Here is a 23,418-nt window from a genome sequence, read left to right on the forward strand (position 1 = left end):
TCTGTATCTGTCTGCAACTGCTGCATCCGTAATATTGTCTCTTTGGTTAAGGGCACCCATGGCTGCATTTGCACGTGATGCCTGGTCTTGAAGTCTTTGATACCAATCACCGGCACTCACTCCACTAGGAGCATCGCTAAGAGAGAAACCGGCTTTACCAAGTTTTTGTTTTGCGACTTCTTCCATCTCTTTATCATATGCAGCTTCTTTCGCTTTGGTTGTTGTGTCAACATCCATTGCTGCATCAGGACCGCTCTTATAAGCAGAAGAGAGTGATGTCATAGCTGACATTGCAGCGCTTGCTTGCCCTTTTAAAATCAAACCAGGTGCAATCATGGCAATAGTAGCACCCAAAAATCCTGCAACACCGGTATAGGTGGCCATATCCAAATAATACTGTTTCAATGCAGATATGGAACTTGGAATACACCCGACAGAAGCAACAAAATCTGTAAAATGCTTGCTCGCAAAATAGGTCACTATATCACTAGAAACAGCCATACCGATACCAACTGCAGCAAACCCGATAAGGCTCATAAAGTAACTAAGAATATATTTGGAGCCTTTATCGGAACCTAACATGATTGCAATTACAGGAACAAAAATTCCGTAAAAATAAATCACGCCTTTTAAAATGTGGAAGATATAAGGTGCAATAGTGGCAAACCATTTTCCTACACCCACACCGCCCATTTGAATCTGTTGGATTGCAGATTGTGCAGTAATAGCATTTGCGTAGTCAACACCGGTTTGCAGATTGTTGTTGTTTTGGGTGATGGCAGCATTAATTGGTGCTATCATAGCAGCATTGACAATAAATCCCTTTTGCATCCCCAAGGCATCTGCTGCAAGCTGGCTGGATTGAACATATATGCTTCCAACTTGATTAAGTCCATTGGCCAAGTTGCCTAAATCCACATTAAGCTGTTTAGCAACTTGACCACTGAGAATATCGGCAACATCAGATTCTTTATTCTTTAAGTTGTTGTTGTAATAATCACTACATGTCGTTCCGTCTGCAAGAGTGTCATTGTTTGTTAGTCCAAGAGCATTTGGGTCAATGATATCAATTAAATCACGATCTGGACTTTTTATTTTATATATCGTATTGCTTGTTGCAGTGGGTAAGACACACTCAAGTGCGTATGTTTTTAAGGATTGTGAAAAATCAAAAGTTGTTTCGTTTCTATCCAGAAAATTTTGATCAGATGCAATTTCAATTATTTTAGATAATTTGGTAAGCCCCACCGCAAAACCAATTTTTGATGTTGAAAACTCTTGTGTTCCGTTTACGGAATTTAGAGCATCATCAACAAGATTTGTTCCAACAAGTTCAAATGCACTCGAAGCACCATACATGGCACCAAGTAAAGAGGGTACCGTGCCTACAGAATAGGTGCTTGTTCCAGGGGTAATATTTTGTACAATTCGAACATCTTCAATATGCACATCTGTCGTATAATGTAAAAATCCGACAATAGTTAAAGGAACAGCCGCTGATTTCGCTATTTGCATAAAATCTTTTTTATACCACAGCTCAATTCCTATCATTATCACTGCTATAAATGATGCAATATATACCAGGTCGATATATTCTGAGGATGTGACCGCTTTTTGTACAGCAGTCATAATCATCTTTATAAAACCAATGTCTCCATGAACATAGATGCCAGTAAGGTCTTCAAAGTTCGAAGCAAACGCCACACTAGGAAGAATAAATATTACTAAAAGTACAAATAACGCTCTCATAAATAAATTTCCTTTTTTAATCAGATAATAAACAATGTTTAAAAAGAAAATAATCACTCTTTAAACATTGTTTAGCAATAGTTTTAACAATGCTAAATGCTAAAACATTGTTTAATGATTGTTTTAACATTGTTTTAGCATTGATTACACTTTTAACATTGTTTAAACAATTGTTAAACATATAAATAAAAACATTCATTGTTTTAACATTGTTTAAACAGAGTTTAGTCATTACTTACCCTTTGTGTTTTTTTGAATAAAGTTTTTGATGACTTCATCATACTTGTCGGGTGATATGGTGGTTTTTTCAAATACAGGTATCTTTTTCTCTATGGCATCCATTTTTTCCTGCATCACAAGAAGAGTTTGCTTTATTTTTTCTATGGCTTCAGTATTTTTTTTGATAGCTTCAGCATTGTTTGTTGTCTCTTTTTTGGATGCATCCATAGAACCATTGGTAAGATTAAGTTTTTTATCCAAAGCATCATTTTTTTCAATAAGATAGACAAGACTCTCTTTGATGTCTGTCAATGTTGCATCTTCGCTAGATGCAAAAACATTACCGGTTAGCGACAAGATGATTAAACCGCCTATTAAAATTTTATTTTTCATTCTTTTTGTTCTCCTTTTTGTTTGTTATTTTTTTTATAAAGTTTTTAATTGCAATATCATTTTTGGAAGCCTTGTGTAGATTCTCTTTTGCTGCAACCGGTGTTGTCTTTTGCTTGTAAACAGAATTGACAAAATTGCGAATATTTTTATTGTCTTTAAAATTGCTTCTGTCAACACTATTGTCGGACAGCATAAAAGGCATCTTATGCTGAGGAGTTAATAATCCTCTTGATTTTGCAGGTAAGACATTGCCTGCAATAAAATCAGGTTTTTTTGCCCAAATATACAGGTCATGACTACTTACTAGAGTATTACTTCTGTTTTTATAGCTGTTAACCCACACGCGTAAAACAACTCCCATATCTACAATCACCTTGTCATCTGGTGTTTGCGTGCCTATTATTGGAATATAATTGAATGTGTAAGCTTTTGGACGCTTTAACTTGACTATTGTTGTTTTCGGCTTCGGCTTTACGCTCTCTTTTGAACTACAACCACTTATGCCGATAATCATTGCACCGGCTAGCAATATGCTGCTTAAACTCTTACTCATTATCATTTCCTTCTGCTGCACACGAATAATTTCCATATGCTTTTTTTTGAACTTCTCTCCAGTTTTTATATACGTCATAGCTGTTGCCGCATACTCCCGCATCAGAATAATCGCAACTGTGCTCCGCACAATACGTTTCATTTTTCCCAACACCAATCCATGAACAGCCGCTAAAACTTAGTGTCAATATAGCGGTGGTTATTGCAATATGTAATTTATTCATCCTCTATGTCCTTTTCACTAAAATACTCCATATCAATTGGCTCATATTTGCTAAGTTGAAGCTTTTCTCCACCTTTGAAGGCTATTGTTACTTTTCTTCCAGCTCTGATAGATATAGTTGGATTCAGACTATTGAGCATTTTCATATAGTAATCAGAGAATTTTTTCAAAACTTCGCTTGTTCCTCTGCCTGCGCCTTGAATAAGCCCGCCGCTCATATATTGAGAATTCACGGCTGCCGGATTATCTCCAACTGGAATGACAACATTTGTATTAGAGTTGCCAATAGCCATAGAGAGAGATTGAATCATACTCTCAACAATTGCCAAAGGTAAACCGGCCTTAATGATTTCTTTTTCTCTTGAAACCAATCGCCCTTTAATTCCATAATTTCCGTTCTCATCAAACACCCATCCTGCGATTTTTTGATCAATTTTATAGCTGCTACCATCCAAATCAGTAATGTTGCATGAAATTTTAGAAAGACGAAGCTCTGCAGCCCTTTTACTTAAACTGCCTTTGGCTGTTGCAAGAATAATACAGCCGTCTATATTGACAGATGCATCGTTGGCAATTAATTCATCCCCGTTAATGCGAATATAAATAGGTACCGCTTCGGAAGCATCATCTCCTTCTGTAAGGATTGGCATTTCTCCACCATTAATAAGTAATCCTTTTGTGAAACCAGGCATAAGTGTAAAACTCGGCATAGCAACTGTATTGTTAATATCCTTAGTCGATTCACTGAATTCTTGTGTCTCATAATCCATCGTATCGCTGTTTACTTCCACAAATGCATCTTCATAAATATCATCATCTTCTTTTTTTTGATTGCTATATAAAACTGCTGATTTTGCCTTTGAGCTTGTGTGCGTAAAATCTTTCTTCAAAGGCGGTAAATCTGGCAGATTGATTCCGTTTTTGGCACCGGTGTTTACATATTTAGTTTTTTTAACAATTTCTAAAATATCCTTTTTTTGACTGTTTATTTTTTTCTGCAACATGTTTTGCTGCTGCGTGGTCATATTAAGCCTGTTTATGATTTCATCTTTTGTTTTTGAAAAATCTTTTTTCATTGACTGCAGCTCTTTAGTGATTGAAAGTGTGTTTTTTTGCAGTTTTTCCTCAACGAGAGTCACTGTTTTATTCATATCAGCCTGCAAAGATGTTTTTAACTCATTAACATCCTTTTTTAATCCTTTCATCTCCTGGTCTTTTAATACTCTCCACTGGAATGTTGTATCGACTGCTAATCCCATTTTTGTCGTATTATTATCTTCTACAGCAGACATGCGAATAGAGTCTTTTTGTAACATTTTGTACGTTTTATAAAAAACTACGCCAAAAAAGATTACCAATGGAATAGTGATAAGAACCAATGTTGTCTTTTTTGTGATGTTTTTTTCTATATTTTTAGCCTGAGTGTTGAGAGATGTTAGGTTCTCAAGTTTATCCTCGTCGGCATTTTTTTTATCCTCTTTCTCTTTTTTGTTTTTTAATTTTTCTAGGGTCTCTCCGCTTTTTTTCATTTTTAAATTGTCGGTAATATAAGAATGTAAATCACCCATGCCAAAAGTAAATTTATTTTTCATCTTTTACTCCGTCGCCGTTGGAGTTATTACGAACATTCTTGTTGCCTCACCTGACTCTAGTTCTCTGTTTTCTATAGATATTGCGTATGTGTTTTTAGAGGCAAACATTGGCTCGTTGAGACGCTGTGTGCTTTCTGATATATTTTCAACACTGTATTCAAGAGCGCTGTATCTTTTGCCTATTAGCGTTTTTATTAAAACAAATTTTAAAGAATTTGAATTATATACCTGATGGTGTGTTTCAATTTTATACCCAGATGGTGTTTTGTTGTGATAAAGATACTGGATTAGTTTGCTGCATATCTTTTCATGAGAAATACCTTTTAGGGAGGTGTTTTTATTTTCTCTTTCTTGATAATCCACAAATTTCAAATAGGTATCTGTATCTTTTTTATCCGCAGAAACTACGATGGTAATAAGTAGTGGATATTTTGAATATCCCCACACGATCAGTTGCGTTTTACCTATTTTGTATGGATAAAACTGTACGAAATTTTTACCCCATGTTGAGGCAAACGCTTTATTTTTTGGTTTATTTGTTTCTGTACCGTTTTTCTTCTTAAATTGATTAAGTGAAAAGAACTTTTTATTGTTTGTCCCTTGGTTTGCATTTGGTATAGATACTTTTTCTTTTAAAGGATTAAATTTTTTAGTTTTCTTTTTTATCTTTTTTTTGTAGACAAATGGAGAAAATCTTTTCTCTTTCACCTCAAAAGGGAATTCAAGTACACTAAACTCTTTAAGTGGTATTTTAATCTCTATTGTTTGGACCATAGGGATATCTTTTGCGGACAAAATTCCTACTACTACAAAACTAGAAACAATCAGTGCCAAAATCTTCGACATACAAAACTCCTTTCACATAACGTAAATCTACATCGTATTTACACTCTTTTTTGCTTTTTTCCTTGCTGATACTTTGAAACGCAATCCCGTTTACAGTAATTGTTGCACTTCGGATAATCCCTTTTGACTCTATTACATTTGAAAGATTGGTATCTTCCGGAATAAATTTTTGTGACATTAAATTTTTACTTAACGTATTTGTAAAAATATCAATCTCTTTTTTCTTTTCCACAAAACGGGTAGGGCGCATCATTTTCTTAAGTAGTTGAACTTTCTTTCCAATGGTTTCATATGTAAAATTTGACAGCTCTTTTATTACATACTCTCCCCACATTCGATAGTAAACTTTATTTGCTCCATCTATGCCGGCTACAACAACTGGGGCATTTTTATAAATTAGCGTTGCGGGCAATTCAATATTCACTCGCGTTGTTTCCCTAATGCTCATAAAAGCAAAAGACAAAATAACAATTGCAACAGAGAGCATCACAACTATTCTCCATAAGTATTTGACAACAACTTTGTCTTTGTCGATAATTGATATAAATTCTTCACCTTTTAGTTTATCAGCCACTAAAAATTCCTCCTATTCTATAAATAATTTTTCGTTTGGATTTGGATAGTAGTCATCTACATCCACATCCATTCTTTTTGCCTCTTCTTTAAATTCTTTTTCTTTTACCTTGTAGATATGCATGGTGTACAAAAGGTGCTTCAAAAACCCTTTTGGTGCTTCATCTTTAAACTTTGAGTAATAAAAAGCCGTAAAACCACCAATAAGCATACTTATAATAAAATCTGGTGCCGGTGGCAAAACAGAAGTTAAAGAAGATGCAAAAAACAGAACCAGTCCGACTGCAAAGAAGATCCCTATTGTGTCAATTTCAATTGAAACAAAAACTCTCGGTCTATTGAACCATTTTAAAAATCTAACTTTTGTATATTTAGCCATTATTAAAAACCTTTATTTCCCTCAAAGAGAGGGAAAAATAACACTTAGAATGCAAATCCACTAAATGATGTAACAAGTGAAGCTGCTCCACCGATAATAGCAGCAGAAATACCGCCGACAACAAGTGAAATTGTCCAATCTTTTGTTCTCATATATGTAATTGCTGCAGCAATTAAAACAAGAAACAAAATAACAGGCACCGCAAACTGCGTTGATTGATCAAGAAACGTTGTTTTGAATGCATCTATTGGTCCTGCTGCAAAAGAGTTTGTAGCCAAAGCTCCAAGAGCCAACATGAATAGAACCATTTTTTTTATAACCATAAGAATCCTTTTTTTATCTTTTAAATATGAACAGAGTAGGAAAAAAATCTGGCGGTGATCTGTTATGTTTTTGATACATTACTTTTTGCTCCTTTTAAAAGTCAAATTTTTCTCTTGCGAGATCCGCAGGATTTTTAAACTCTTTTTGCATAGAAAACAGATTATCTTTATATGTTTGCTTGTATTTGTTGTAAACAAGATAGTTCACAACACTGTAAGAGAGTAAAAAAAGCAAAAAGAGTAGCAATAATCCATTAAAGATAGTTTCAAATTGCGTCACAAAACTTATAAAATATGGTTTTGATACGACAACGGCCCACATCTTTTCAAGAAAACCCATTTTAAATTGATAGCTCAAGATTTCATTTGCTAATTGCTGCCAGTCAACATGTGAAAAATAAACTAAAACTAAAGCTATTGTGACCGACCCAAGAATAAATTCATAGAAATGCCACGCAGTTCTTACAATTTTTATAAAACGTCCTGTTTCTTTTTCCCCGACTTTATGCCTATCAAGAGAGTAAACTATTCTTGCAACTTGAAAAACTGTAATCTGCAGAAAAAACAATGAACCAATAATTCCTAAAACTACAGAAAAAGGCGCAATCATTAAATAGATAATGATTGCCAAAAAAATAGAAGTTATTCCTGTGCTGATCGTAGGAATAAGTCTAAAAAACAGATCAAAAAAGCCGAGTTCAGACATAGCGTAAGTGCTTTCCACAAAATCACTTTTGGAAATTTTCATTGATTGCAATTCCGCTTCTATCTCTCTTATGTCATAATGAAAAAAAAGCCTTTTGAAAAAACCATGTCCTTTTGCGGCTTCTTGTGACCTGGTTGTCTGGTTGTAATCATGAGGAATAGAGGTCATAGTCCCTCTTGGATCCCCTTTAACCATTCCTTCTTTGTTAGAATAGCTTCCGTGTTGTCCATGTTGTCCAGTGCTGGTCATACTATTGTTTGGATTGCCACCCTGTGTCATTGTTCTATTCCTTCTAAATTGTTTTTAAATTCACTGATTAACTCAATGTATTTTTTTCTTATTGCAATATATTGCGTTGCATTTATTTTATTTCTTGTATATTTTTTCTCTATCCGCGATATTGAATCCGCCACAAACAAAGAAAGACTCACAAGAACATTTGCCTCATAAATTTGATATTCAATACACTTGGTTCTCTTTTTCAAAATATCTCCAATGCATATGATTTAGCAATCAGCAGTGATATTGCCACATTCAATAAAAGCAAAAAGACAATAAAAATATGCTCTGCTATAGAATTGGTATAAAATCTCAACTGTTTTGGCAAGATTGCTATTTTTGTGTTTGGAAAAAACGGAAAGAAAAAACCATTGATTCCACCTTTTGTCAACATGTCTCCTAAATCATGCATCAATATTCCAAGCGAAAAACCATATAGGAAAAGTTTTGTGAAATAATCCTGCACGAAATAAGTAGCCACAAATAGGGCTATCGGAACGAACAGGTAGTGCGTAAATGTTCTATGTTTAAAAACAGAACTCATAACTAAAGAAATTGCGTAAAGCCTTCTTCCTATATAGCTTTCGCTCTCATCAATATCTGGAGCAAGAGAGCCAAAAATTACACTAAAATAAAAAGCAATCAAATCTATCGTTTCAATATCATTGCATGCTATATCTAAGCAATACTCAATTATTACAAGTGCAGAAACACTTGCTAATGCCATGTGTCCTTTTGCTGTCACAATTCTTCCTCTTTAGATGAACCGGGTTTTATATATTTCTTCACATAAATAATTTCCTGTGTTCTGGCATTCTTATCAGCCAAAATCAAATCTTTTAAAAAATCATTTTTTATTTTCACTGGCGAGTGTTGAACATTGATTGTTTGATACACTGTATCGACAACATCTTTTGTTATTTCTCTGTTTCCATTCAAAGCCTCAGATGAAAGATAATCTTGAAGAAACTTTGCACTTATTTTTTCATGTGACATTTTTGCGGAATTGTGTACTAAACGCTTTACAGCTAGAGATTTGCCAAAATCATGAAGTAGGGCACACATAACATTTATTCCGGCAGTGTTGCCTTGTTTTGAAAGTTTTAATGTTTCGTAAGCCACATTTGTACTGTGTGTAAATAAATCTATTTCATACAGCAGATCATAATTGGAAAAAGTTTTTTTAAGATAGATGTCGTAATTTTTATCAACACTTGGAGTATTTGCAAAATCATACTCAATCATTAAATTGAGAATATTCTTAATGGTTTTTTTAAATGACGGAGTTCTCTTTATAATATATTGAACCACATCCAATAGCTCCTCTTTTTCATTCTCTATTAAAGGAACATCAACAACATCCTCTATGATGGGCGACAATGCTCTTCTTTCTTCAAGTTTTAAAAAAAGATTGTATATGTTTGCAATATCAATAAACTTATTCACTTTTTATCCTATACTAAACTTTTGTTATTTGAACTTTGTGGTTACTAAGTGTTAAAACATTTGACGAACCCTTGATGAAAATATCAGTTGTGTTTTTATTGATTCGTACTTTTGTAAAATCCACAATCTCGATTGAGAATGTCATGCCGAAAAAAATAAGTTTTTTTATCTCGTTTTTTAAAAGTTCCATCTATTGCTCCTGTGTTGTATTCTCAGTAATTATTCGTAACGCTTTTTCTGTCAAGGCCACATAATCAAAACTCGTGTTTTCCAAAACAAGCTTTTCAAACAATTCGTGTTTAAAAAGATTTTCTATTTTTTGTTTTATAAGCACAATAGAATCATTGCTAACTTCTTTGATCACATCTTCCATATTAAAGTAGTAATATATTGTTTCGTTTACGGTAATTTGTTTATTATCTTTATTGGAAAGTAGGGCATAGATTGACAAAAAGAGTTCTATATCCTCTGTGTACATATCTACATCTTTTCTATAGAGAGTTGGGTTTTCATAACACAACAATCGTTTTACGTTTTCAATCTCACTAAAAAGTCTTTCATTTGATTCTATATAGTTGTCGAATTTTGGAAGACTTTTAATATTGGCTTGAAAACCAATTAATCCTTCTGTCTGTTTTACAAGTTGTTCAACACTGCTACTAAGGCAATCAATAGCCATCTTTTGATCAAAAATATTACTTACCACAATCTCTTGTAATCTTTCAATTGCCTTGAAGATATGATCTTCAACAATTTCTATTTTTTTTGTTTCAGAAGAAACAGAATAAGTGCCTTGTTTTCTGATTGTCGGTAAAACTTCACCCGTAACCCATTTTTTAAATTTTTTTGCTTCTGGTTTGTTGGAACGCAAGATGAGTGAATATAATCCAGATTCTGTTACTACCGACATATCTCTATTTTGACCTGATGAAAAAATTCTTTGTGTCAGCTTTTCATCATCATCTAATTTCGACAAGGTCATTGACACATCACTATAACCCAGCGCATCACAAATATCCTTCACCACAAACAATGGATTACCCGAATCACCTAATACACGAATTTCCGCATTTTCATTTTTAAATATTTGAGGTATCATATTTTTTTCCTTGAGGATTTTATTAAACATAAAATATTTCTTATAAATTTATAATAACTATATTTATTAAGTTTAGAAGCTATTTTAATGATATAATTGCGTATTCTAATAGGGTAAAAATATTTTTCAAGAGAATTTACATTATGTTAACCAATAAGAATTTATAACATGAATGTACTATACGAAAAAGCGTATCCACTCTTAATGTATCTTACCCTATACTTTAGAATAAGGAATAAATCAATATGGAAAGAAAGCAGCAATTAATTAAAGATATCCAAGACCTTCTTAACAGTTATAATGGTGTACGCCCTACCTCAATAAATCCAAACTTATTGGAGTTCATGGATGAAGAGACGCTTATAAATATAATAGACTCTCTATTGAATCAAAAAGAGGAAAACAGAGAAGCTGATACAGAATGGTTAGAAAAATTTAAAACAAAATAAATCATTGTTTCATTTTGTTATCGTTATTTACTATTAATAATGTATAATTTCACAAATTAAAATAAGAGGATAACACAATGAGTAGCAATGTAGATTTAATCCAGCTTACTGAACAAACGAAAAAACTTACAGCAATGGTTGTAGAAGATGAAAAAGTGACAAATGAACTTTTAAGCTCTACATTTAAAAACTTCTTTTCAGATGTAGATTCATGCTTTGACGGTGAAACTGCTTTAAAAATATATGAAGAGAAAAAACCTGATGTTGTTTTTGTTGATATTATCATGAGCGGTATGGATGGTATCGAATTAGCACGTAAAATTCGTGAGATCAATCCTGCACAGATTATTATTGTAATTTCAGCAAGTAACGATATGGAGAAAATTTCTGAATCAATCGAAGTTGGTGTAAACAGCTTCATCCAAAAACCTATCGACACAAAGAAAATCATTGAACTTTTAAATAATGTTGTTTCAATGATTGCTAAAAAGAAAAAAGTAGAGACAAAAACTTTCTCTATCTCTTTACCATTGGACCTTTACGAAACTGTAAACGACAATGCAAAAGCTGAAAGTATCTCTAAAAATGCTGTAATCATCAGAGCACTTCGTAGTTTTTACGAATAATCACATTTTTATATAGATTTTAGCTTTATTTAAGAGTAAAATCTATATAATTTCGGCTCAACAAAACTGTTGAGCTTTCACATAAAAGTGGCCCCTTCGTCTAGCGGTTAGGATCCATGGTTTTCATCCATGTTACAGGAGTTCGAGTCTCCTAGGGGTCACCACTTTTTCTTAAAAAACAATCCAAACAAACACTTTAGATTAATCAAAAATACGCTAAAATCACAAAAAAATATTTAGGAATTTTTATGCTTAGATTTGCATCCAGTCCTACTGCTGATATGCACATTGGTGACTTACGTGTTGCCCTATTTAACTACCTTATTGCAAAACAACGTCAAGAAGATTTAGTTATCCGTATTGAAGATACTGATAAAAAGAGTAATATCGAAGGAAAAGATCAGGAAATTTTAGATCTTCTTGGACTTTTTGGTATTGAGTATTCACAGGTAATATACCAAAGCCAAAATTTTCGTTTTCACTCTGCTATGGCTCTGCAGCTTCTTCATGAAAAAAAAGCTTTCTCATGTTTCTGTTCTGATGAGTGGCTTGAGAAAAAACGTGAAGAGGCAAAGAAAGCAAAACAGGCATATAGATATGATGATGCTTGTCGCAATCTTCCTGCTGAGCTTGTAATAGACAATACTGCCCCTTTTACTGTAAGAATTGCCCGTCCGGATGAGCCTATTGTCATTCATGACAAGATAAAAGGTGATATAAGTTTTGATCCGGATGCAGTTGACAGTTTTATCATTATGAATCAAGATAAAACACCTACATATAACTTTGCCTGTGCAGTGGATGATATGCTCAGTGATGTCTCTATGGTTATTCGCAGTGAAGACCATATGAATAATACTCCAAAACAGGTACATATTAGAAATCAGCTTGGCTATGAGAAAGAGATAGAGTATGCACACCTACCTGCCATAATAGATGAAGATACAGTTAGTGTGAAAGAGCTACTAGAACAAGGATATCTACCGGAAGCCATTTTAAATTATTTAATATTAACAGGCAATAAGCCTCCACGTGAGATATTTACACTTGAAGAAGCGAAAAAGTGGTTCACGCTTGATACTATTTCAAACTTCCCTGCTCGCTTTGATATGGATATGTTGAAGCATATAAACAAAGAACATATGAAGATCATGGATGCTACAGAGCTTTCACGCTATGTCGGTTTTGCTGATGCAGATATTGGTGAGCTTGCTCGTATCTACCTGGAAGAAGCGGGAACGACACGTGAGCTCAAAGAGAAAATCGCACCTATATTCACACCAAGAGATGTACCAGAAGCTTTTAGTAAGCAGGGTGCTATTATGAAAGAAGCAATTATAAAAGCACCTCATTTTGAGGAATATGATGATTTTAAAGAACACATCACAAAAAAGACCGGACTTACAGGTAAAAATTTCGTTACACCACTTCGTATATTACTTACTAATGCAGAAGATGGTCCAGATATCGCAGATATCTATAAGTATCTTAAAAATTATATAAGGGAGATTATAAAATGATAGTAGATATTATTCAAGGAATTGGTGGGATTGTGATCTCACTGATTAATGTATATATTTGGGTTATAATTATTGCTGCACTGCTAAGCTTTGTAAATCCGGACCCTTTTAATCCTATTGTCCAGTTTTTATACAGAGTGACTAATCCTGCCTATGCATTTGTCAGAAGGTTTATTCCAACAAATTTGAATGGGCTTGATTTTGCACCACTTATTATAATCATAGCACTGCAGGTGCTTATTGTTATTCTCTCTTCTATTTTAAGAAGTCTCTAGATTATTTATCTTTAACAAACTGCAAGGTAGCATTTGCTGCCTTAGACGTTTCTATTTTCAGATTTAACACATTTCCCTCTTTTTGAAATCCAAGCAGACAGTACTTGCTCCATGGTGCAGTAAATGATGTTAGATAAGAGAATTCATTCTCTGATTCAAGCTCTTCTTGTAACAGAGATGGTTTGCCATTAAGCGTGAATGTAACGGTATCGTTTTTATCTTTTATGTAATAATAAACATAAAAATACTCGTTTTGATTATACATCTCAGGCAGTACTTTATTAAGATGGATAACATTGATGACACCCTCTACTTTTGTGCCCTTTTTAATTTTAAGCGTTTGAATACTGTCTTCACTCAGCTCTTTTACTGAAGTAAAGTGAAATTTTTCAAATGCATTTTTTTGAGCACATCCAATAAATAGTAGAATAAATAGTACAGTTGCTAAAAAAGTTCTCATTATATACCTTAAATTTTAGATGAAATTATATCTTATTAAACTCTTCTTTTGTATAATAACTTAAAATTTAAAGCAAAGTTGAACATTGAGTAAAAGATTAGCAGTTGCATTTACAGGGCCATCCAACAGTGGTAAAACTACTTTGATATTAAAAGTAGCACGTAAACTCATTCATGAGCATAAGTTGGAAGTTGCGATTATAAAACACGACCCAAAAGATAAAGCCCGTTTTGATGTCGAGGGAAAAGACAGTTATAAATTCAGTGATACTGGTGCAGAGGTAATCGTTACTTCTCCAAACCGTACGACATACTTTTCTAACCGACATTCTGAACTTGAAGATATGATAAGGCTCTTCGATAAGTTTGATATTTTACTTGTTGAGGGACTAAAAAACCTCCCTCTTCCACGTATCAGTGTTTTTAGAGACTCCATAGATAAAGATTATTTTCCATACATGAATGCTTTGGCAATAGATGACAGTATCGACGTTTCAAAATATAATTTACCAACAGATGTTGATATTTTAGATCTAAATGATGCCAATGAAGTTATTACATGGATTCAAAACAATGCTAAAGAAGTATAAAAAAGGATAAAATTTGAGAGATATATTTGACGCAATACAAAAAAGTGCAAAAAGAATTAAAATTGCCATCGATACAAAAGACATAGGCTATTCACAGCAAGAAAACTCTTCAGGAGAGACACAACTTGAGCTTGATATTCAATGTGATATGATTATTGAAGAGGAGTTCTCACGTATTGCATCTGTCCATACAGTAGCAAGTGAAGAAAAAGAGCATGAAGAACTACTGCACAGTGATGGAAAATACTTTATTGCTTATGATCCACTTGACGGTTCCTCTTTAGTAGATGTAAATCTTAGTGTCGGTTCTATCTTTGGAATTTATGAAGGCGGATTCTCATCCGATAAAATGGTTGCAGCATGTTATGTTGTTTATGGTCCGCGTGTTGAGATGGTTTTTGCAGAAAATAAAGTAAAACTTTACCTGCTTCAAGCTGGAGAGTTTGAATTTGTTAAAGAGATTCGTTTAAATGAAAAAGGTAAACTTATGGCTCCGGGCGGAACACAGCAAAACTGGCCAAAATATCATAAAGCTATGATAGATGGTTTTTTTGCGGAAGGCTACAGACTACGCTATTCTGGTGGTATGGTACCTGATTTGCATCAGATTCTTCTTAAAGGTGGCGGTCTTTTTTCTTATCCTGCTACAAGCGACAAGCCTGAAGGCAAACTGCGTCGTCTTTTTGAAGTATTTCCTTTTGCTTTTGTTTATGAGAAAGCCGGTGGTGAAGCAATAGATGGTAAAGAGAGAGTATTAGACTTATGCTGTGCACATATTCATGATACTTCTCCATGCTTTTTTGGTTCAAAAAGTGAAGTAGCACGTGTCAAAGAGGTTTATGCAAAAAATGCATAATGAACCAAAGGACAGATTTGAACTGCATCTCGATGAGATGATAAAAAAAGTTCAAGAGTGTCAACACAACAGAGGACACAAAAGCTGTTCTGCCTGTGAACTCTACATAGGTTGCGAGCTTCGAGACGAATATGTCAAAGCCGTTTACAACAGTATGTCAAAAGGCGATACAGGCGGCTTTGAGTTTTAAAATGAAAGTATTTGAACTCCAAGCATAAATAAATTGAGAATTATAGCTATTATGGGTATCCAGATAGGAAAAATTGTAATTCCTTTTGGATGTGGTGCTTTCAACTTTATCTTTATCAATGCCATATTAATGAGAGTAAATACAATAAAAATTACAAAACTTGTTGACTGAGCCAATGTTATAAGTGGTAATAAAAGTGACAAAACAAGTATAATCAACGATGTTATAATCGTTGCATAAACCGGAGTAAAAGTTTTAGGATTCACAATGCCTAAAAACTTAGGCATCCACCCTTTGGCACTCATACCGTAAAAAATACGAGAAACCATTATAATCTGAACTAAAACGCCATTAATTACAGCAAACATACCAATAAAGCTAAGTACTACAGCCTTTTGTGAAGTGGCTTTTTCATATACTGCTGCTAATGGTGCAGAAGTTGACGAGAGTATATCCGGTGATAAGAGTGATATAGAAACAAAAGCAATCGCAAAATAAAGTATAGTAGCAATAAAAAGTGTAATAATAATGGCCTTAGGCATTGTAGAAGTCGGATCTTTAACTTCCTGAGCAATATTAACCATATCTTCAAATCCGATAAAAGCATAAAAAGCTAAAAACGCACCTAAAATAATGTTATTTAAAATAATAAAATCTGCAGAAGGTATCATCTTTGCAAAGTTCTCCAAATCAAAAGAGAGATAAGGAAGAGCAACATATATAACAAGAAAGAGTCCAAAAATCTCTAAAAATGTAAAAAGTACAGTAACTTTTACGGACTTGCTTATTCCCCAAGCAGCGATAAGAGTTAACAGAAAAATTAAAGAGATAGAGACCAAAAACTCAGGAATATCTACAAAGGTACTTAAATAACCGTAAAAACCATGTATGATTGTTGCAGATGATAGCACTCCACTCAATGCAATTATAATTCCTATTGCAATAGAGAGCTCTTTGATCCCAAACCCCTCATACACATATACTGCTTCACCAGCACTGACAGGGTATCTTGCGGACAATTCTGCATAAGAAAATGCTGTAAAAAGTACAATAACACATGCAATTAAAAAAGATAGAGGCATATATATTCCGCTTATTCCGGCTATCTTGCCTATTACAACATAAATACCAGCTCCGAGGATATTCCCAAGTCCATAAAAAATAAGCAAAGGAAGAGATATAACTCTTTTTAAAGAAGTATTATTTTTTTCTTCGCTTAACATGCTGAACTCCATTTTTCTTATAATATAACTTATAACATTATTTATATTAAGAGAAGCTATGCATATTTTTTTGATATTAATTGAAAAATCTAAGTCTATTTGGATAAAATAGCAACTATAAATACTTTACAGGACAATAAAATTGAGTAAATATATTACTACACCTATCTATTATGTAAATGGCGAGGCTCACATCGGTCATGCTTACACTACTTTCATTGCAGATACGATGGCACGATATGAGAGATTAAAAGGCGAAGATACTTTCTTTTTAACAGGGACTGACGAACATGGTCAAAAGATTGAAGAGTCAGCTGTAAAAGCAGGTAAACAAACGCAAGAGTTTGCAGATGAGATAAGCGCAAAATTTAAAAATCTTTGGGATGAATTTGGAATCAGCTATGACAAATTTATCCGTACAACGGATGAAGCACATATGAAAGGCGTGCAAAAAGCTTTTGAAGTAATGGTTGCAAAAGGTGACATCTATAAAGATTTTTATGAAGGTCACTACTGCGTGAGCTGTGAGACTTTCTTTCCTGAAACACAACTGGTAGATGGAGAGTTCTGTCCTGACTGTGGTCGTACGACAAGTGTTGTAAAAGAGGAGAGTTACTTTTTTAAACTTTCAAAATATGAAGACAGACTCCTAGAACATTATGAGGCCAATCCAGAGTTTATCATGCCAAAATCACGTGCTAGTGAAGTAGTAAACTTTGTAAAAGGCGGTTTGAGAGACCTTTCTGTTACTCGTACATCTTTTAGCTGGGGTGTAAAAATGCCAAAAAGTATTGGCGATGACAAGCATGTTATGTATGTTTGGCTTGATGCCCTTCTAAACTATGTTACAGCACTTGGATATGGTACAGATGAAGCACAAATGGACTACTGGCCTGCAGATGTACATTTTGTAGGAAAAGATATTTTACGTTTTCATGCGATTTACTGGCCTGCATTTTTGATGAGTCTTGATCTGCCACTTCCAAAGCACATTGGTGCACACGGCTGGTGGACACGTGATGGTGAAAAGATGTCAAAATCAAAAGGAAATGTTGTTTCACCTAAAGAAGTTGCAGATGCTTACGGTGTTGAAAATCTACGCTATTTTATGCTGCGTGAGGTTCCTTTTGGACAGGATGGTGATTTCTCTCAGCGTGCATTCATAGATAGAATAAACTCTGAACTCTCTAATGACCTTGGTAATCTACTCAATCGTATCATCGGTATGAGTGGAAAATACAGTGACTTTGTGATTGATTCTAAAGATGTAGAGAAGTATCATGCAAAAGAGCTTGCAAAGATGAATGAAGTGCTTGATTCTCTTGATGTCTTTATGGAAAATCTGCAAACACATAGATATCTAGAAGAGCTCTGGAGACTTTTTGCAATTGGTAATGGTGTTATTCAAGAATACGAGCCATGGGTAAAAATGAAAAACAACCAAGAAGATGAAGCACTTGCAACTGTTGCGCTTGTTGCAAATATTTTAGCACGCGCTGCTGTGATGCTGCATCCTGTTATGCCAGAAACTACTAAAATTATTGCTGATGCTCTCTCTTTTGAGATAAGTAAAGAGAGTTATCAAGAGCTTGTTATTGATAAAAAACTTCTCAAATTATTTAATATTAAAAAAGTTCCGCCGCTCTTTCCACGTATTGAAGAACCTTTGATGGCAGAAGCTCCAAAGGCAGAACCAAACCCTCCAAAAGAGGAGAAAAAAGAAGAGAAAAGTTCAAAAAATGAAGACAACCTGATTGAAATCGGTCAGTTTTTTGAAACTTCTTTGAAAGTGGGAACAGTTGTTGAAGCCGAAGAGGTGCCAAAAAGTAAAAAACTTCTCAAACTGCAAGTTGATTTAGGTGAAGAGAAGCCTCGTCAAGTAGTTGCAGGCATTAAAGAGTTTTACTCTGCTGGAGACCTTGTAAATACTCAGGTTTGTGTTGTAGCAAACCTCAAACCTGCAAAATTGATGGGGATGATGAGCGAAGGAATGCTTCTTGCTGCTAAGGATGAAGATGGTTTATGTTTAATTAGACCAGAAAAACCTAAAAAAGCAGGCACACCTATTGGATGAGACTTGAAAATATTTTAGCACTTACACATGGGGAACTTGTAAACTCCCCTTTTGTAAACAGTTTTGAAAATATTGTTTTTGATGCAAGATCTGTAAAAAGAGGCGATCTTTTTGTAGCTTTTGATGAAACAATGATAGAAGATGCTGTGCTAAATGGTGCCTATGGTGTTGTTTTTGACAAACCGACACAGATAAGTGACAGTGAAATTGCCTGGATAAAAGTAAAAGATCTTCAAGAGGCACTGGAGAGAATTTTGCGATTTATCCTGATAGATAAAGAGATAGAGGTTTATGAGTGCAATGAGATTATTTTAAAACTGGCCTTGCAGGTTGTCACTGAACCAAACTTCATCGCTCTTCATGGTGACATTCAAACACTTTACAAGATGCTTAGCTCTCTTGAAAATGGGGCAAGCATTCTCTTTAGCCCTGCTCTTACGTCAAAAGAGCTCTTTACCAATGTAAAAAAACTACCCCTAAACCCAAATGAATCTATCAATATCATTGAACAAACTCTTTTTGAGACCTCTTTTATCTATGATAATATATTTTATGAAAGACAGCTTATCTCTCCTTTTTTTATGCCCTATCTAGAACAGCTTCTTCATCTTTTTAAAGTGCTCAAGATAAACTTTAGACTGAGAAAATTTACTCCAATTGACCATTTTGAAGCAGTCTTTACAAATAAAAACTTTGAGATTAAAGAGTTTGGAACAAGTGACAAGGTACTTATATTTGAAAAAAGTACTACTTTAATCGAACAAGAGATAGAATTCTTACAAAAACAGGCTACTTGGGCAAATATTCTCTATCTCATCCCTTTTACTGCAGTAGAATCACTCAGCCAAAAGTTACGAGAAAATCCACATATTGTCATATATAAAAGTGAAAATGAGATTAAGAACCTTCTTAGAGAACATAGTTTCCATTTTGCACTTATTGTAGGTGCGAATAAATCTATACTTACAAAACCACTTATAAAACAGACAGAGGTATCTTTGTTTGATTTTTATTAAAAAGGCATCATATGAATCGTAGAGATTTTCTAACAACGGCAACAACAGCCTCAGCAGCACTCGCTCTTGGCGGGTGTAATGAAAATAATCGTCAGGCGATTGATTATTCAAAGCATCCAAAGCACACAGCAGAAACAAAACGTGTCAATGTAAACAGAAATACAAAAACCGTTATAAAACTCGCTACAAGCTGGCCTGCTCACTTTCCGATAATGGGCAGCGGTGTTGAAAAGTTTGTAAAACGCGTGAAAGATATAAGTGGTGGCCTACTTGAAATAAAACTCTATCCTAAAAATGTTCTTGTCCCTGCTCTTGCTGTTTTTGATGCGGCAAGTTCCGGACAAATCGATGCTTTTCACTCAGGTCCATATTACTGGAAAGGGAAAAACTCTGCCTTCTCACTTTATAGCGGCATTCCTTTTGGCTTTACTGCTGAAGAGGTCAACTCATGGATGCTTTATGGTGGTGGACTTGAACTATGGCGTGAGCAGTATGCAAAGTACAACCTCTACCCTTTTCTTGGGGGTAATACAAACATTCAAATGGGTGGATGGTTTCGCAAACCTATCAACTCTTTGGCAGATATGCAAGGACTGAAAATGCGTATTCCCGGTCTTGGTGGTGAAGTCTTTGCTAAGATGGGAGTGAATCCTATTTTATTGCCTGCAGGAGAGATCTATACTTCATTAGAGCGCGGGGTTATCGATGCAACTGAGTGGGTTGGTCCGGCACTTGATATTAAAATGGGATTTTATAAAGTAGCCCCTTATTACTATTCAGGCTGGCACGAACCAGGTTCGGTGTTAGAGCTCACGTTTAACAAACACTCGTGGAAAAAACTCTCAGATGAACATAAAGCAATGATTGAAGTGTGCGCAAGCGAGATGAACTCCAATATGACCTATGAATTTCATGCACAAAACATTCAGGCACTGCAAAAACTCAAATCTCTTGATGTAAAACTCTCCAGATTTCCTGATGATGTTACAGAGGCAGGTAAAAAAGCACTCAAAGAGGTCATTACTGAGCTCAGTAGTCAAAACAGTGACTTTGCAAAGGTATATGACTCAATAAATAAACATCTTCAACTCTCAAAAGAGTGGAGTGATGCAAGTTTAGGATATTTTTTAAATATCAGATAACAACCATTAGTTAAAAGAGAGTATTATTCGCTTAAAATTTCTTATGGTATATTTTATGAAAACAGTTTTACTTCTTCTTTTGTCTTTACAAGTATCACTTTTTGCATCATTTAGCGGAATACTGCTTGATGCAAACAGCTCCTCTCCTGTAGCAGGTGCCCTTATTAGTGACTCAAAACATGATGTAAAGAGTGATATCAATGGCAGTTTTACAATTGAGTCAAATGAAAAAACCTATCACATCAAAGCCATTGGTTACAGACCTTACACGTTTACAAGTGAGAGAAACAACACAATTATAAAACTTGAACCTGTCAAAGTAAAAGCGCTCTACCTCACATTCTGGGGTGCGAGCAACAACTCAAAAACTCTTAAAAACATACTCAAACTCATTGAAGAGACAGAAGCGAATGCCATCGTTGTAGATGTTAAGAATGAATATGGTTCTACACAGTTTTGGACAGGTTTCAAACAGGCAAATGAGTATGGTGCATATAAAAACAGAACAAACAGAGATATTAAAAAGTTTATGAAGATGCTCAAAGAGAGAAACATCTATACAATTGCTCGTATCGTAACATTTAAAGATGAACTTCAAGCTTCAAACAATCCTGACTATGCTATAAAAAAGAATGATACAAATCAAACTATTTGGCGTAATCATGACAATATGGCATGGGTAGATCCTTTTGATAAGCGCTCACATGATTATGCTATCTCTATCGCAGAAGAGGCTGCAAAAGTTGGCTATGATGAGATCAACTTTGATTATATTCGTTTTCCTGCCAAAAAAGGACTTATCTACTCTCAAAAAAACACACAAAAGAATCGTATCAAAGCAATAGAGAGCTTTTTAGATGAAGCAAAATCAAGACTGCGAAAATATGGTGTTTTCATCTCTGTTGATACATACGGTAATATCTGCTGGGCAAAAGATGACAATGGCATAGGTCAGACGGTCAGCTCACTTGCTTCTCGCGCAGACTATCTTGCGCCTATGCTCTACCCTTCAGGTTTTTCGAAAGGCTCTTTTTATTTTGAGTACCCTTCCGAGTATCCTTATGAAGTGGTTTTTCGCAGTGTAAAAACGATTCAAGACAGAGTTAAAAGTGCTCGTGTAAGACCTTGGTTACAACACTTTAAAGATTATACAAGAAGAAAAAAAGAGTATGCAAGAGATGAGATCCAGGCTCAAATTAAAGCTACGGAAGATGTAGGAACAAATGGATGGATGATGTGGTCACCATCCAGCAAATATAATATCGACTATCTAATCAAGGACCCTGCTCTCTTTTAGCCGCTTTCTTATTGCTTTGGAGTTTGTTAGGTATGTATCAACGAAAGTATGAAAGTCTTTTGAGTGATTCATATGCACGAGATGAGCAAGTTCATGAATGACAACATAGGTTATAAGCTCTTTATCAAGCTTCATCAGTTCACTGTTGAGTGTAATAACTCTGCATGAGCTACAACTTCCCCATCGTCTTCTCATTTTTCGAATTTTAAGCTCTTCAAAAGAGAGATTCATAATTTGTGCATATTTTTGCAGCTTCTGCGTGAGGTATTCTCGCGCAATCTCTTTATAAAAAGTATCGTAAACTTTAAGAACTTTTTCTTGAGTGGGTGATTTGAGACGATGGAGTTTTCTCCTTAGTTGTGCTGCTTCTTCACTGTCTATGCTGTAAACTTCACCAAAAAGAAGCACTTCATCTTCTAAGTTTACAGAAATTTTTTCTCTTGATCTGTTTTTTGCTATCTGCTTGTTTATCCAGTTACTCTTGTCTTCAAGCAATGCCAGAGTAAAACTTGGTGATTTGTAAGGAGTTTTTACCGTAATGATATTATCTTGATTGATGCGGATATAACTGTTTTTGAGGCGTGGATTATGGATAATCTCTACCTCATACTGTTTAAAATTGATTTTAGACGTATGCAATTGGATCTTTTACTCCGGCTTTCTTAAATCCATTGAGTCTCAGTCTACAACTGTCGCAGACACCACATGCCTTATCTTCATTTTTATAACAGCTCCATGTAAGTTCTAGTGGAACATGCAACTTGAGTGCCTCAGCTACAATTTGTGATTTTTTCAGATGTACCAAAGGCATTCTAATCTCGATATTCGTTTCATCCTTGGTTCCCAGGTTAATTGCCTTTTGCATTGCAGTAATATAATCTTCTCTACAATCAGGATATCCGCTACTGTCTTCTTCAACAACACCGATAGCAATCACCTCTGCACTCTCTTTTTCAGCAATAGCTGCAGCCATCGAGAGAAAAATACCATTTCTAAAAGGCACATAGGTAACAGGTACCCCCTCTTCTATGCCACCTGTTGGAACATCAATGCTCTTATCTGTCAATGCCGAAGCTCCGAGCTGTTTAAAAAAATCCAAATCTAAAATATACTGCTCTTTTACATCAAGTTTTTTACTGATTGCGTTAAAACACGCCAACTCTTTATTTTGCGTTCTTTGGTCATAGTTAAAATGTACGGCGATTATCTCATAACCTTGAACATGCATCATATATGCAGCAAGTGTAGAATCCATACCACCACTCATAATGCAGACTGCTTTTTTACTTCTATTCTCTTTCATAGTGTGATTTTAGCATATC

General features: G+C 34.7%; 30 protein-coding genes and 1 tRNA gene. 12 read left to right on the plus strand and 19 right to left on the minus strand.

The window, feature by feature from the left end; genetic code table 11:
* The 15 genes from ES948_RS00005 to ES948_RS00070 all read right to left on the minus strand — a co-directional run.
* The coding region (locus ES948_RS00005) for a conjugal transfer protein TraG N-terminal domain-containing protein (RefSeq protein WP_152182868.1) at positions 1–1,749 on the minus strand (1,749 nt) is incomplete at its 3' end.
* A 231-nt stretch (positions 1,750–1,980) separates the two neighbouring features.
* Positions 1,981–2,361, minus strand: coding sequence for a hypothetical protein (locus ES948_RS00010; protein WP_152182869.1), 381 nt, complete (start codon positions 2,359–2,361; stop codon positions 1,981–1,983).
* On the minus strand, positions 2,351–2,914 hold the full coding sequence (locus tag ES948_RS00015) for a hypothetical protein (protein ID WP_152182870.1): 564 nt from the start codon (positions 2,912–2,914) through the stop codon (positions 2,351–2,353). The genes ES948_RS00010 and ES948_RS00015 overlap by 11 nt, the downstream gene beginning before the upstream one ends.
* On the minus strand, positions 2,907–3,137 hold the full coding sequence (locus ES948_RS00020; RefSeq protein ID WP_152182871.1) for a hypothetical protein: 231 nt from the start codon (positions 3,135–3,137) through the stop codon (positions 2,907–2,909). The genes ES948_RS00015 and ES948_RS00020 overlap by 8 nt, the downstream gene beginning before the upstream one ends.
* Positions 3,130–4,728: a TraB/VirB10 family protein gene (locus ES948_RS00025; protein WP_152182872.1), complete on the minus strand. Its 1,599-nt coding sequence runs from the start codon at positions 4,726–4,728 to the stop codon at positions 3,130–3,132. The genes ES948_RS00020 and ES948_RS00025 overlap by 8 nt, the downstream gene beginning before the upstream one ends.
* Positions 4,729–4,731: 3 nt before the next feature.
* Positions 4,732–5,562: a TraK domain-containing protein gene (locus ES948_RS00030; protein WP_188109399.1), complete on the minus strand. Its 831-nt coding sequence runs from the start codon at positions 5,560–5,562 to the stop codon at positions 4,732–4,734.
* Positions 5,543–6,148 (minus strand): TraE/TraK family type IV conjugative transfer system protein, encoded by a 606-nt coding sequence (locus ES948_RS00035; RefSeq protein WP_152182874.1) that lies wholly within the window; start codon positions 6,146–6,148, stop codon positions 5,543–5,545. The genes ES948_RS00030 and ES948_RS00035 overlap by 20 nt, the downstream gene beginning before the upstream one ends.
* Before the next feature lie 12 nt (positions 6,149–6,160).
* Positions 6,161–6,526 (minus strand): hypothetical protein, encoded by a 366-nt coding sequence (locus ES948_RS00040; protein ID WP_152182875.1) that lies wholly within the window; start codon positions 6,524–6,526, stop codon positions 6,161–6,163.
* A 44-nt stretch (positions 6,527–6,570) separates the two neighbouring features.
* Entirely contained in the window at positions 6,571–6,849 is a 279-nt protein-coding gene (locus ES948_RS00045; protein WP_152182876.1) for a hypothetical protein, read from the minus strand.
* Between the two features lie 94 nt (positions 6,850–6,943).
* Positions 6,944–7,834 (minus strand): hypothetical protein, encoded by an 891-nt coding sequence (locus ES948_RS00050; protein WP_152182877.1) that lies wholly within the window; start codon positions 7,832–7,834, stop codon positions 6,944–6,946.
* Positions 7,831–8,040, minus strand: coding sequence for a hypothetical protein (locus tag ES948_RS00055; RefSeq protein ID WP_152182878.1), 210 nt, complete (start codon positions 8,038–8,040; stop codon positions 7,831–7,833). The genes ES948_RS00050 and ES948_RS00055 overlap by 4 nt, the downstream gene beginning before the upstream one ends.
* A complete protein-coding gene (locus tag ES948_RS00060) occupies positions 8,037–8,579 on the minus strand; it encodes a metal-dependent hydrolase (RefSeq protein ID WP_152182879.1) in 543 nt (180 codons plus the stop codon). The genes ES948_RS00055 and ES948_RS00060 overlap by 4 nt, the downstream gene beginning before the upstream one ends.
* Positions 8,576–9,280: an HD domain-containing protein gene (locus tag ES948_RS00065; RefSeq protein ID WP_152182880.1), complete on the minus strand. Its 705-nt coding sequence runs from the start codon at positions 9,278–9,280 to the stop codon at positions 8,576–8,578. The genes ES948_RS00060 and ES948_RS00065 overlap by 4 nt, the downstream gene beginning before the upstream one ends.
* A gap of 13 nt (positions 9,281–9,293) precedes the next feature.
* Positions 9,294–9,470, minus strand: coding sequence for a hypothetical protein (locus ES948_RS10795; protein WP_188109400.1), 177 nt, complete (start codon positions 9,468–9,470; stop codon positions 9,294–9,296).
* Complete coding sequence (locus tag ES948_RS00070) at positions 9,471–10,379, minus strand: BRO-N domain-containing protein (RefSeq protein WP_152182881.1); 909 nt, start codon at positions 10,377–10,379, stop codon at positions 9,471–9,473.
* 245 nt (positions 10,380–10,624) lie between these two features.
* Here ES948_RS00070 and ES948_RS00075 point away from each other — a divergent pair, with 245 nt between their 5' ends.
* From ES948_RS00075 to ES948_RS00095, 5 genes are all read left to right on the plus strand, one after another.
* Positions 10,625–10,828 (plus strand): hypothetical protein, encoded by a 204-nt coding sequence (locus ES948_RS00075; protein WP_152182882.1) that lies wholly within the window; start codon positions 10,625–10,627, stop codon positions 10,826–10,828.
* A 77-nt stretch (positions 10,829–10,905) separates the two neighbouring features.
* A complete protein-coding gene (locus ES948_RS00080; RefSeq protein ID WP_152182883.1) occupies positions 10,906–11,454 on the plus strand; it encodes a response regulator transcription factor in 549 nt (182 codons plus the stop codon).
* 89 nt (positions 11,455–11,543) lie between these two features.
* Positions 11,544–11,618 (plus strand) — tRNA-Glu (locus ES948_RS00085).
* A gap of 84 nt (positions 11,619–11,702) precedes the next feature.
* The gene (gene gltX, locus ES948_RS00090; protein WP_152182884.1) at positions 11,703–12,974 is read left to right on the plus strand and encodes a glutamate--tRNA ligase; all 1,272 of its coding nucleotides are present in this window, start codon (positions 11,703–11,705) and stop codon (positions 12,972–12,974) included.
* Positions 12,971–13,249, plus strand: coding sequence for a YggT family protein (locus ES948_RS00095; protein ID WP_152182885.1), 279 nt, complete (start codon positions 12,971–12,973; stop codon positions 13,247–13,249). Before gltX ends, ES948_RS00095 begins: the two co-directional genes overlap by 4 nt.
* Position 13,250: 1 nt before the next feature.
* On the opposite strand, the gene ES948_RS00100 is transcribed toward ES948_RS00095, so the two are convergent.
* Entirely contained in the window at positions 13,251–13,709 is a 459-nt protein-coding gene (locus tag ES948_RS00100; protein WP_152182886.1) for a hypothetical protein, read from the minus strand.
* An 85-nt stretch (positions 13,710–13,794) separates the two neighbouring features.
* Here ES948_RS00100 and mobB point away from each other — a divergent pair, with 85 nt between their 5' ends.
* Genes mobB through ES948_RS00115 form a run of 3 tightly spaced genes read left to right on the plus strand, consistent with a single transcriptional unit; the run spans position 13,795 to position 15,344 of the window.
* Complete coding sequence (gene mobB / locus ES948_RS00105; protein WP_152182887.1) at positions 13,795–14,298, plus strand: molybdopterin-guanine dinucleotide biosynthesis protein B; 504 nt, start codon at positions 13,795–13,797, stop codon at positions 14,296–14,298.
* 13 nt (positions 14,299–14,311) lie between these two features.
* On the plus strand, positions 14,312–15,154 hold the full coding sequence (locus ES948_RS00110) for a class 1 fructose-bisphosphatase (protein WP_152182888.1): 843 nt from the start codon (positions 14,312–14,314) through the stop codon (positions 15,152–15,154).
* On the plus strand, positions 15,138–15,344 hold the full coding sequence (locus tag ES948_RS00115) for a hypothetical protein (protein WP_188109401.1): 207 nt from the start codon (positions 15,138–15,140) through the stop codon (positions 15,342–15,344). Before ES948_RS00110 ends, ES948_RS00115 begins: the two co-directional genes overlap by 17 nt.
* On the opposite strand, the gene ES948_RS00120 is transcribed toward ES948_RS00115, so the two are convergent.
* Positions 15,341–16,567 carry an APC family permease gene (locus tag ES948_RS00120; protein ID WP_188109402.1) on the minus strand — a complete coding sequence of 409 codons (1,227 nt, stop codon included), beginning with the start codon at positions 16,565–16,567 and terminating at the stop codon, positions 15,341–15,343. The two genes, ES948_RS00115 and ES948_RS00120, sit on opposite strands and share 4 nt — an antisense overlap.
* Before the next feature lie 142 nt (positions 16,568–16,709).
* Between ES948_RS00120 and metG the strand changes: the two genes are divergently transcribed.
* From metG to ES948_RS00140, 4 genes are read left to right on the plus strand one after another with little or no spacing between them, the layout of a single operon-like run.
* Positions 16,710–18,641, plus strand: a complete 1,932-nt coding sequence (gene metG, locus ES948_RS00125; protein ID WP_152182890.1) for a methionine--tRNA ligase — start codon at positions 16,710–16,712, stop codon at positions 18,639–18,641.
* Positions 18,638–19,657, plus strand: coding sequence for a hypothetical protein (locus tag ES948_RS00130; RefSeq protein WP_152182891.1), 1,020 nt, complete (start codon positions 18,638–18,640; stop codon positions 19,655–19,657). The genes metG and ES948_RS00130 overlap by 4 nt, the downstream gene beginning before the upstream one ends.
* Before the next feature lie 11 nt (positions 19,658–19,668).
* Complete coding sequence (locus ES948_RS00135) at positions 19,669–20,799, plus strand: TRAP transporter substrate-binding protein (RefSeq protein ID WP_152182892.1); 1,131 nt, start codon at positions 19,669–19,671, stop codon at positions 20,797–20,799.
* A gap of 55 nt (positions 20,800–20,854) precedes the next feature.
* The gene (locus ES948_RS00140; RefSeq protein ID WP_152182893.1) at positions 20,855–22,096 is read left to right on the plus strand and encodes a putative glycoside hydrolase; all 1,242 of its coding nucleotides are present in this window, start codon (positions 20,855–20,857) and stop codon (positions 22,094–22,096) included.
* Here the strand turns inward: ES948_RS00140 and ES948_RS00145 are convergent.
* Both ES948_RS00145 and queC read right to left on the minus strand, forming a co-directional pair.
* A complete protein-coding gene (locus ES948_RS00145; RefSeq protein ID WP_246153783.1) occupies positions 22,070–22,735 on the minus strand; it encodes a M48 family metallopeptidase in 666 nt (221 codons plus the stop codon). The two genes, ES948_RS00140 and ES948_RS00145, sit on opposite strands and share 27 nt — an antisense overlap.
* On the minus strand, positions 22,722–23,399 hold the full coding sequence (queC, locus tag ES948_RS00150; protein WP_152182894.1) for a 7-cyano-7-deazaguanine synthase QueC: 678 nt from the start codon (positions 23,397–23,399) through the stop codon (positions 22,722–22,724). Before queC ends, ES948_RS00145 begins: the two co-directional genes overlap by 14 nt.
* Positions 23,400–23,418 lie beyond the last annotated feature (19 nt).

The sequence above is a fragment of the Sulfurimonas indica genome (assembly GCF_009192995.1).
Classification (GTDB): Bacteria; Campylobacterota; Campylobacteria; order Campylobacterales; family Sulfurimonadaceae; genus Sulfurimonas; species Sulfurimonas indica.

What these genes read in the sequence shown, in the direction of transcription:
- gltX (WP_152182884.1), top strand. Translation starts at nt 11,703, where the DNA reads ATGCTTAGATTTGCATCCAGTCCTACTGCTGATATGCACATTGGTGAC.
- ES948_RS00015 (WP_152182870.1), bottom strand. Translation starts at nt 2,914, where the DNA reads ATGAGTAAGAGTTTAAGCAGCATATTGCTAGCCGGTGCAATGATTATC.
- ES948_RS00130 (WP_152182891.1), top strand. Translation starts at nt 18,638, where the DNA reads ATGAGACTTGAAAATATTTTAGCACTTACACATGGGGAACTTGTAAAC.
- ES948_RS00120 (WP_188109402.1), bottom strand. Translation starts at nt 16,567, where the DNA reads ATGTTAAGCGAAGAAAAAAATAATACTTCTTTAAAAAGAGTTATATCT.
- ES948_RS00075 (WP_152182882.1), top strand. Translation starts at nt 10,625, where the DNA reads ATGGAAAGAAAGCAGCAATTAATTAAAGATATCCAAGACCTTCTTAAC.
- ES948_RS00045 (WP_152182876.1), bottom strand. Translation starts at nt 6,849, where the DNA reads ATGGTTATAAAAAAAATGGTTCTATTCATGTTGGCTCTTGGAGCTTTG.
- ES948_RS00095 (WP_152182885.1), top strand. Translation starts at nt 12,971, where the DNA reads ATGATAGTAGATATTATTCAAGGAATTGGTGGGATTGTGATCTCACTG.
- ES948_RS00100 (WP_152182886.1), bottom strand. Translation starts at nt 13,709, where the DNA reads ATGAGAACTTTTTTAGCAACTGTACTATTTATTCTACTATTTATTGGA.
- ES948_RS00115 (WP_188109401.1), top strand. Translation starts at nt 15,138, where the DNA reads ATGCAAAAAATGCATAATGAACCAAAGGACAGATTTGAACTGCATCTC.
- ES948_RS00135 (WP_152182892.1), top strand. Translation starts at nt 19,669, where the DNA reads ATGAATCGTAGAGATTTTCTAACAACGGCAACAACAGCCTCAGCAGCA.
- ES948_RS00140 (WP_152182893.1), top strand. Translation starts at nt 20,855, where the DNA reads ATGAAAACAGTTTTACTTCTTCTTTTGTCTTTACAAGTATCACTTTTT.
- ES948_RS00070 (WP_152182881.1), bottom strand. Translation starts at nt 10,379, where the DNA reads ATGATACCTCAAATATTTAAAAATGAAAATGCGGAAATTCGTGTATTA.
- ES948_RS00080 (WP_152182883.1), top strand. Translation starts at nt 10,906, where the DNA reads ATGAGTAGCAATGTAGATTTAATCCAGCTTACTGAACAAACGAAAAAA.
- ES948_RS00025 (WP_152182872.1), bottom strand. Translation starts at nt 4,728, where the DNA reads ATGAAAAATAAATTTACTTTTGGCATGGGTGATTTACATTCTTATATT.
- queC (WP_152182894.1), bottom strand. Translation starts at nt 23,399, where the DNA reads ATGAAAGAGAATAGAAGTAAAAAAGCAGTCTGCATTATGAGTGGTGGT.
- ES948_RS00050 (WP_152182877.1), bottom strand. Translation starts at nt 7,834, where the DNA reads ATGACACAGGGTGGCAATCCAAACAATAGTATGACCAGCACTGGACAA.
- ES948_RS00020 (WP_152182871.1), bottom strand. Translation starts at nt 3,137, where the DNA reads ATGAATAAATTACATATTGCAATAACCACCGCTATATTGACACTAAGT.
- ES948_RS00010 (WP_152182869.1), bottom strand. Translation starts at nt 2,361, where the DNA reads ATGAAAAATAAAATTTTAATAGGCGGTTTAATCATCTTGTCGCTAACC.
- ES948_RS00040 (WP_152182875.1), bottom strand. Translation starts at nt 6,526, where the DNA reads ATGGCTAAATATACAAAAGTTAGATTTTTAAAATGGTTCAATAGACCG.
- ES948_RS10795 (WP_188109400.1), bottom strand. Translation starts at nt 9,470, where the DNA reads ATGGAACTTTTAAAAAACGAGATAAAAAAACTTATTTTTTTCGGCATG.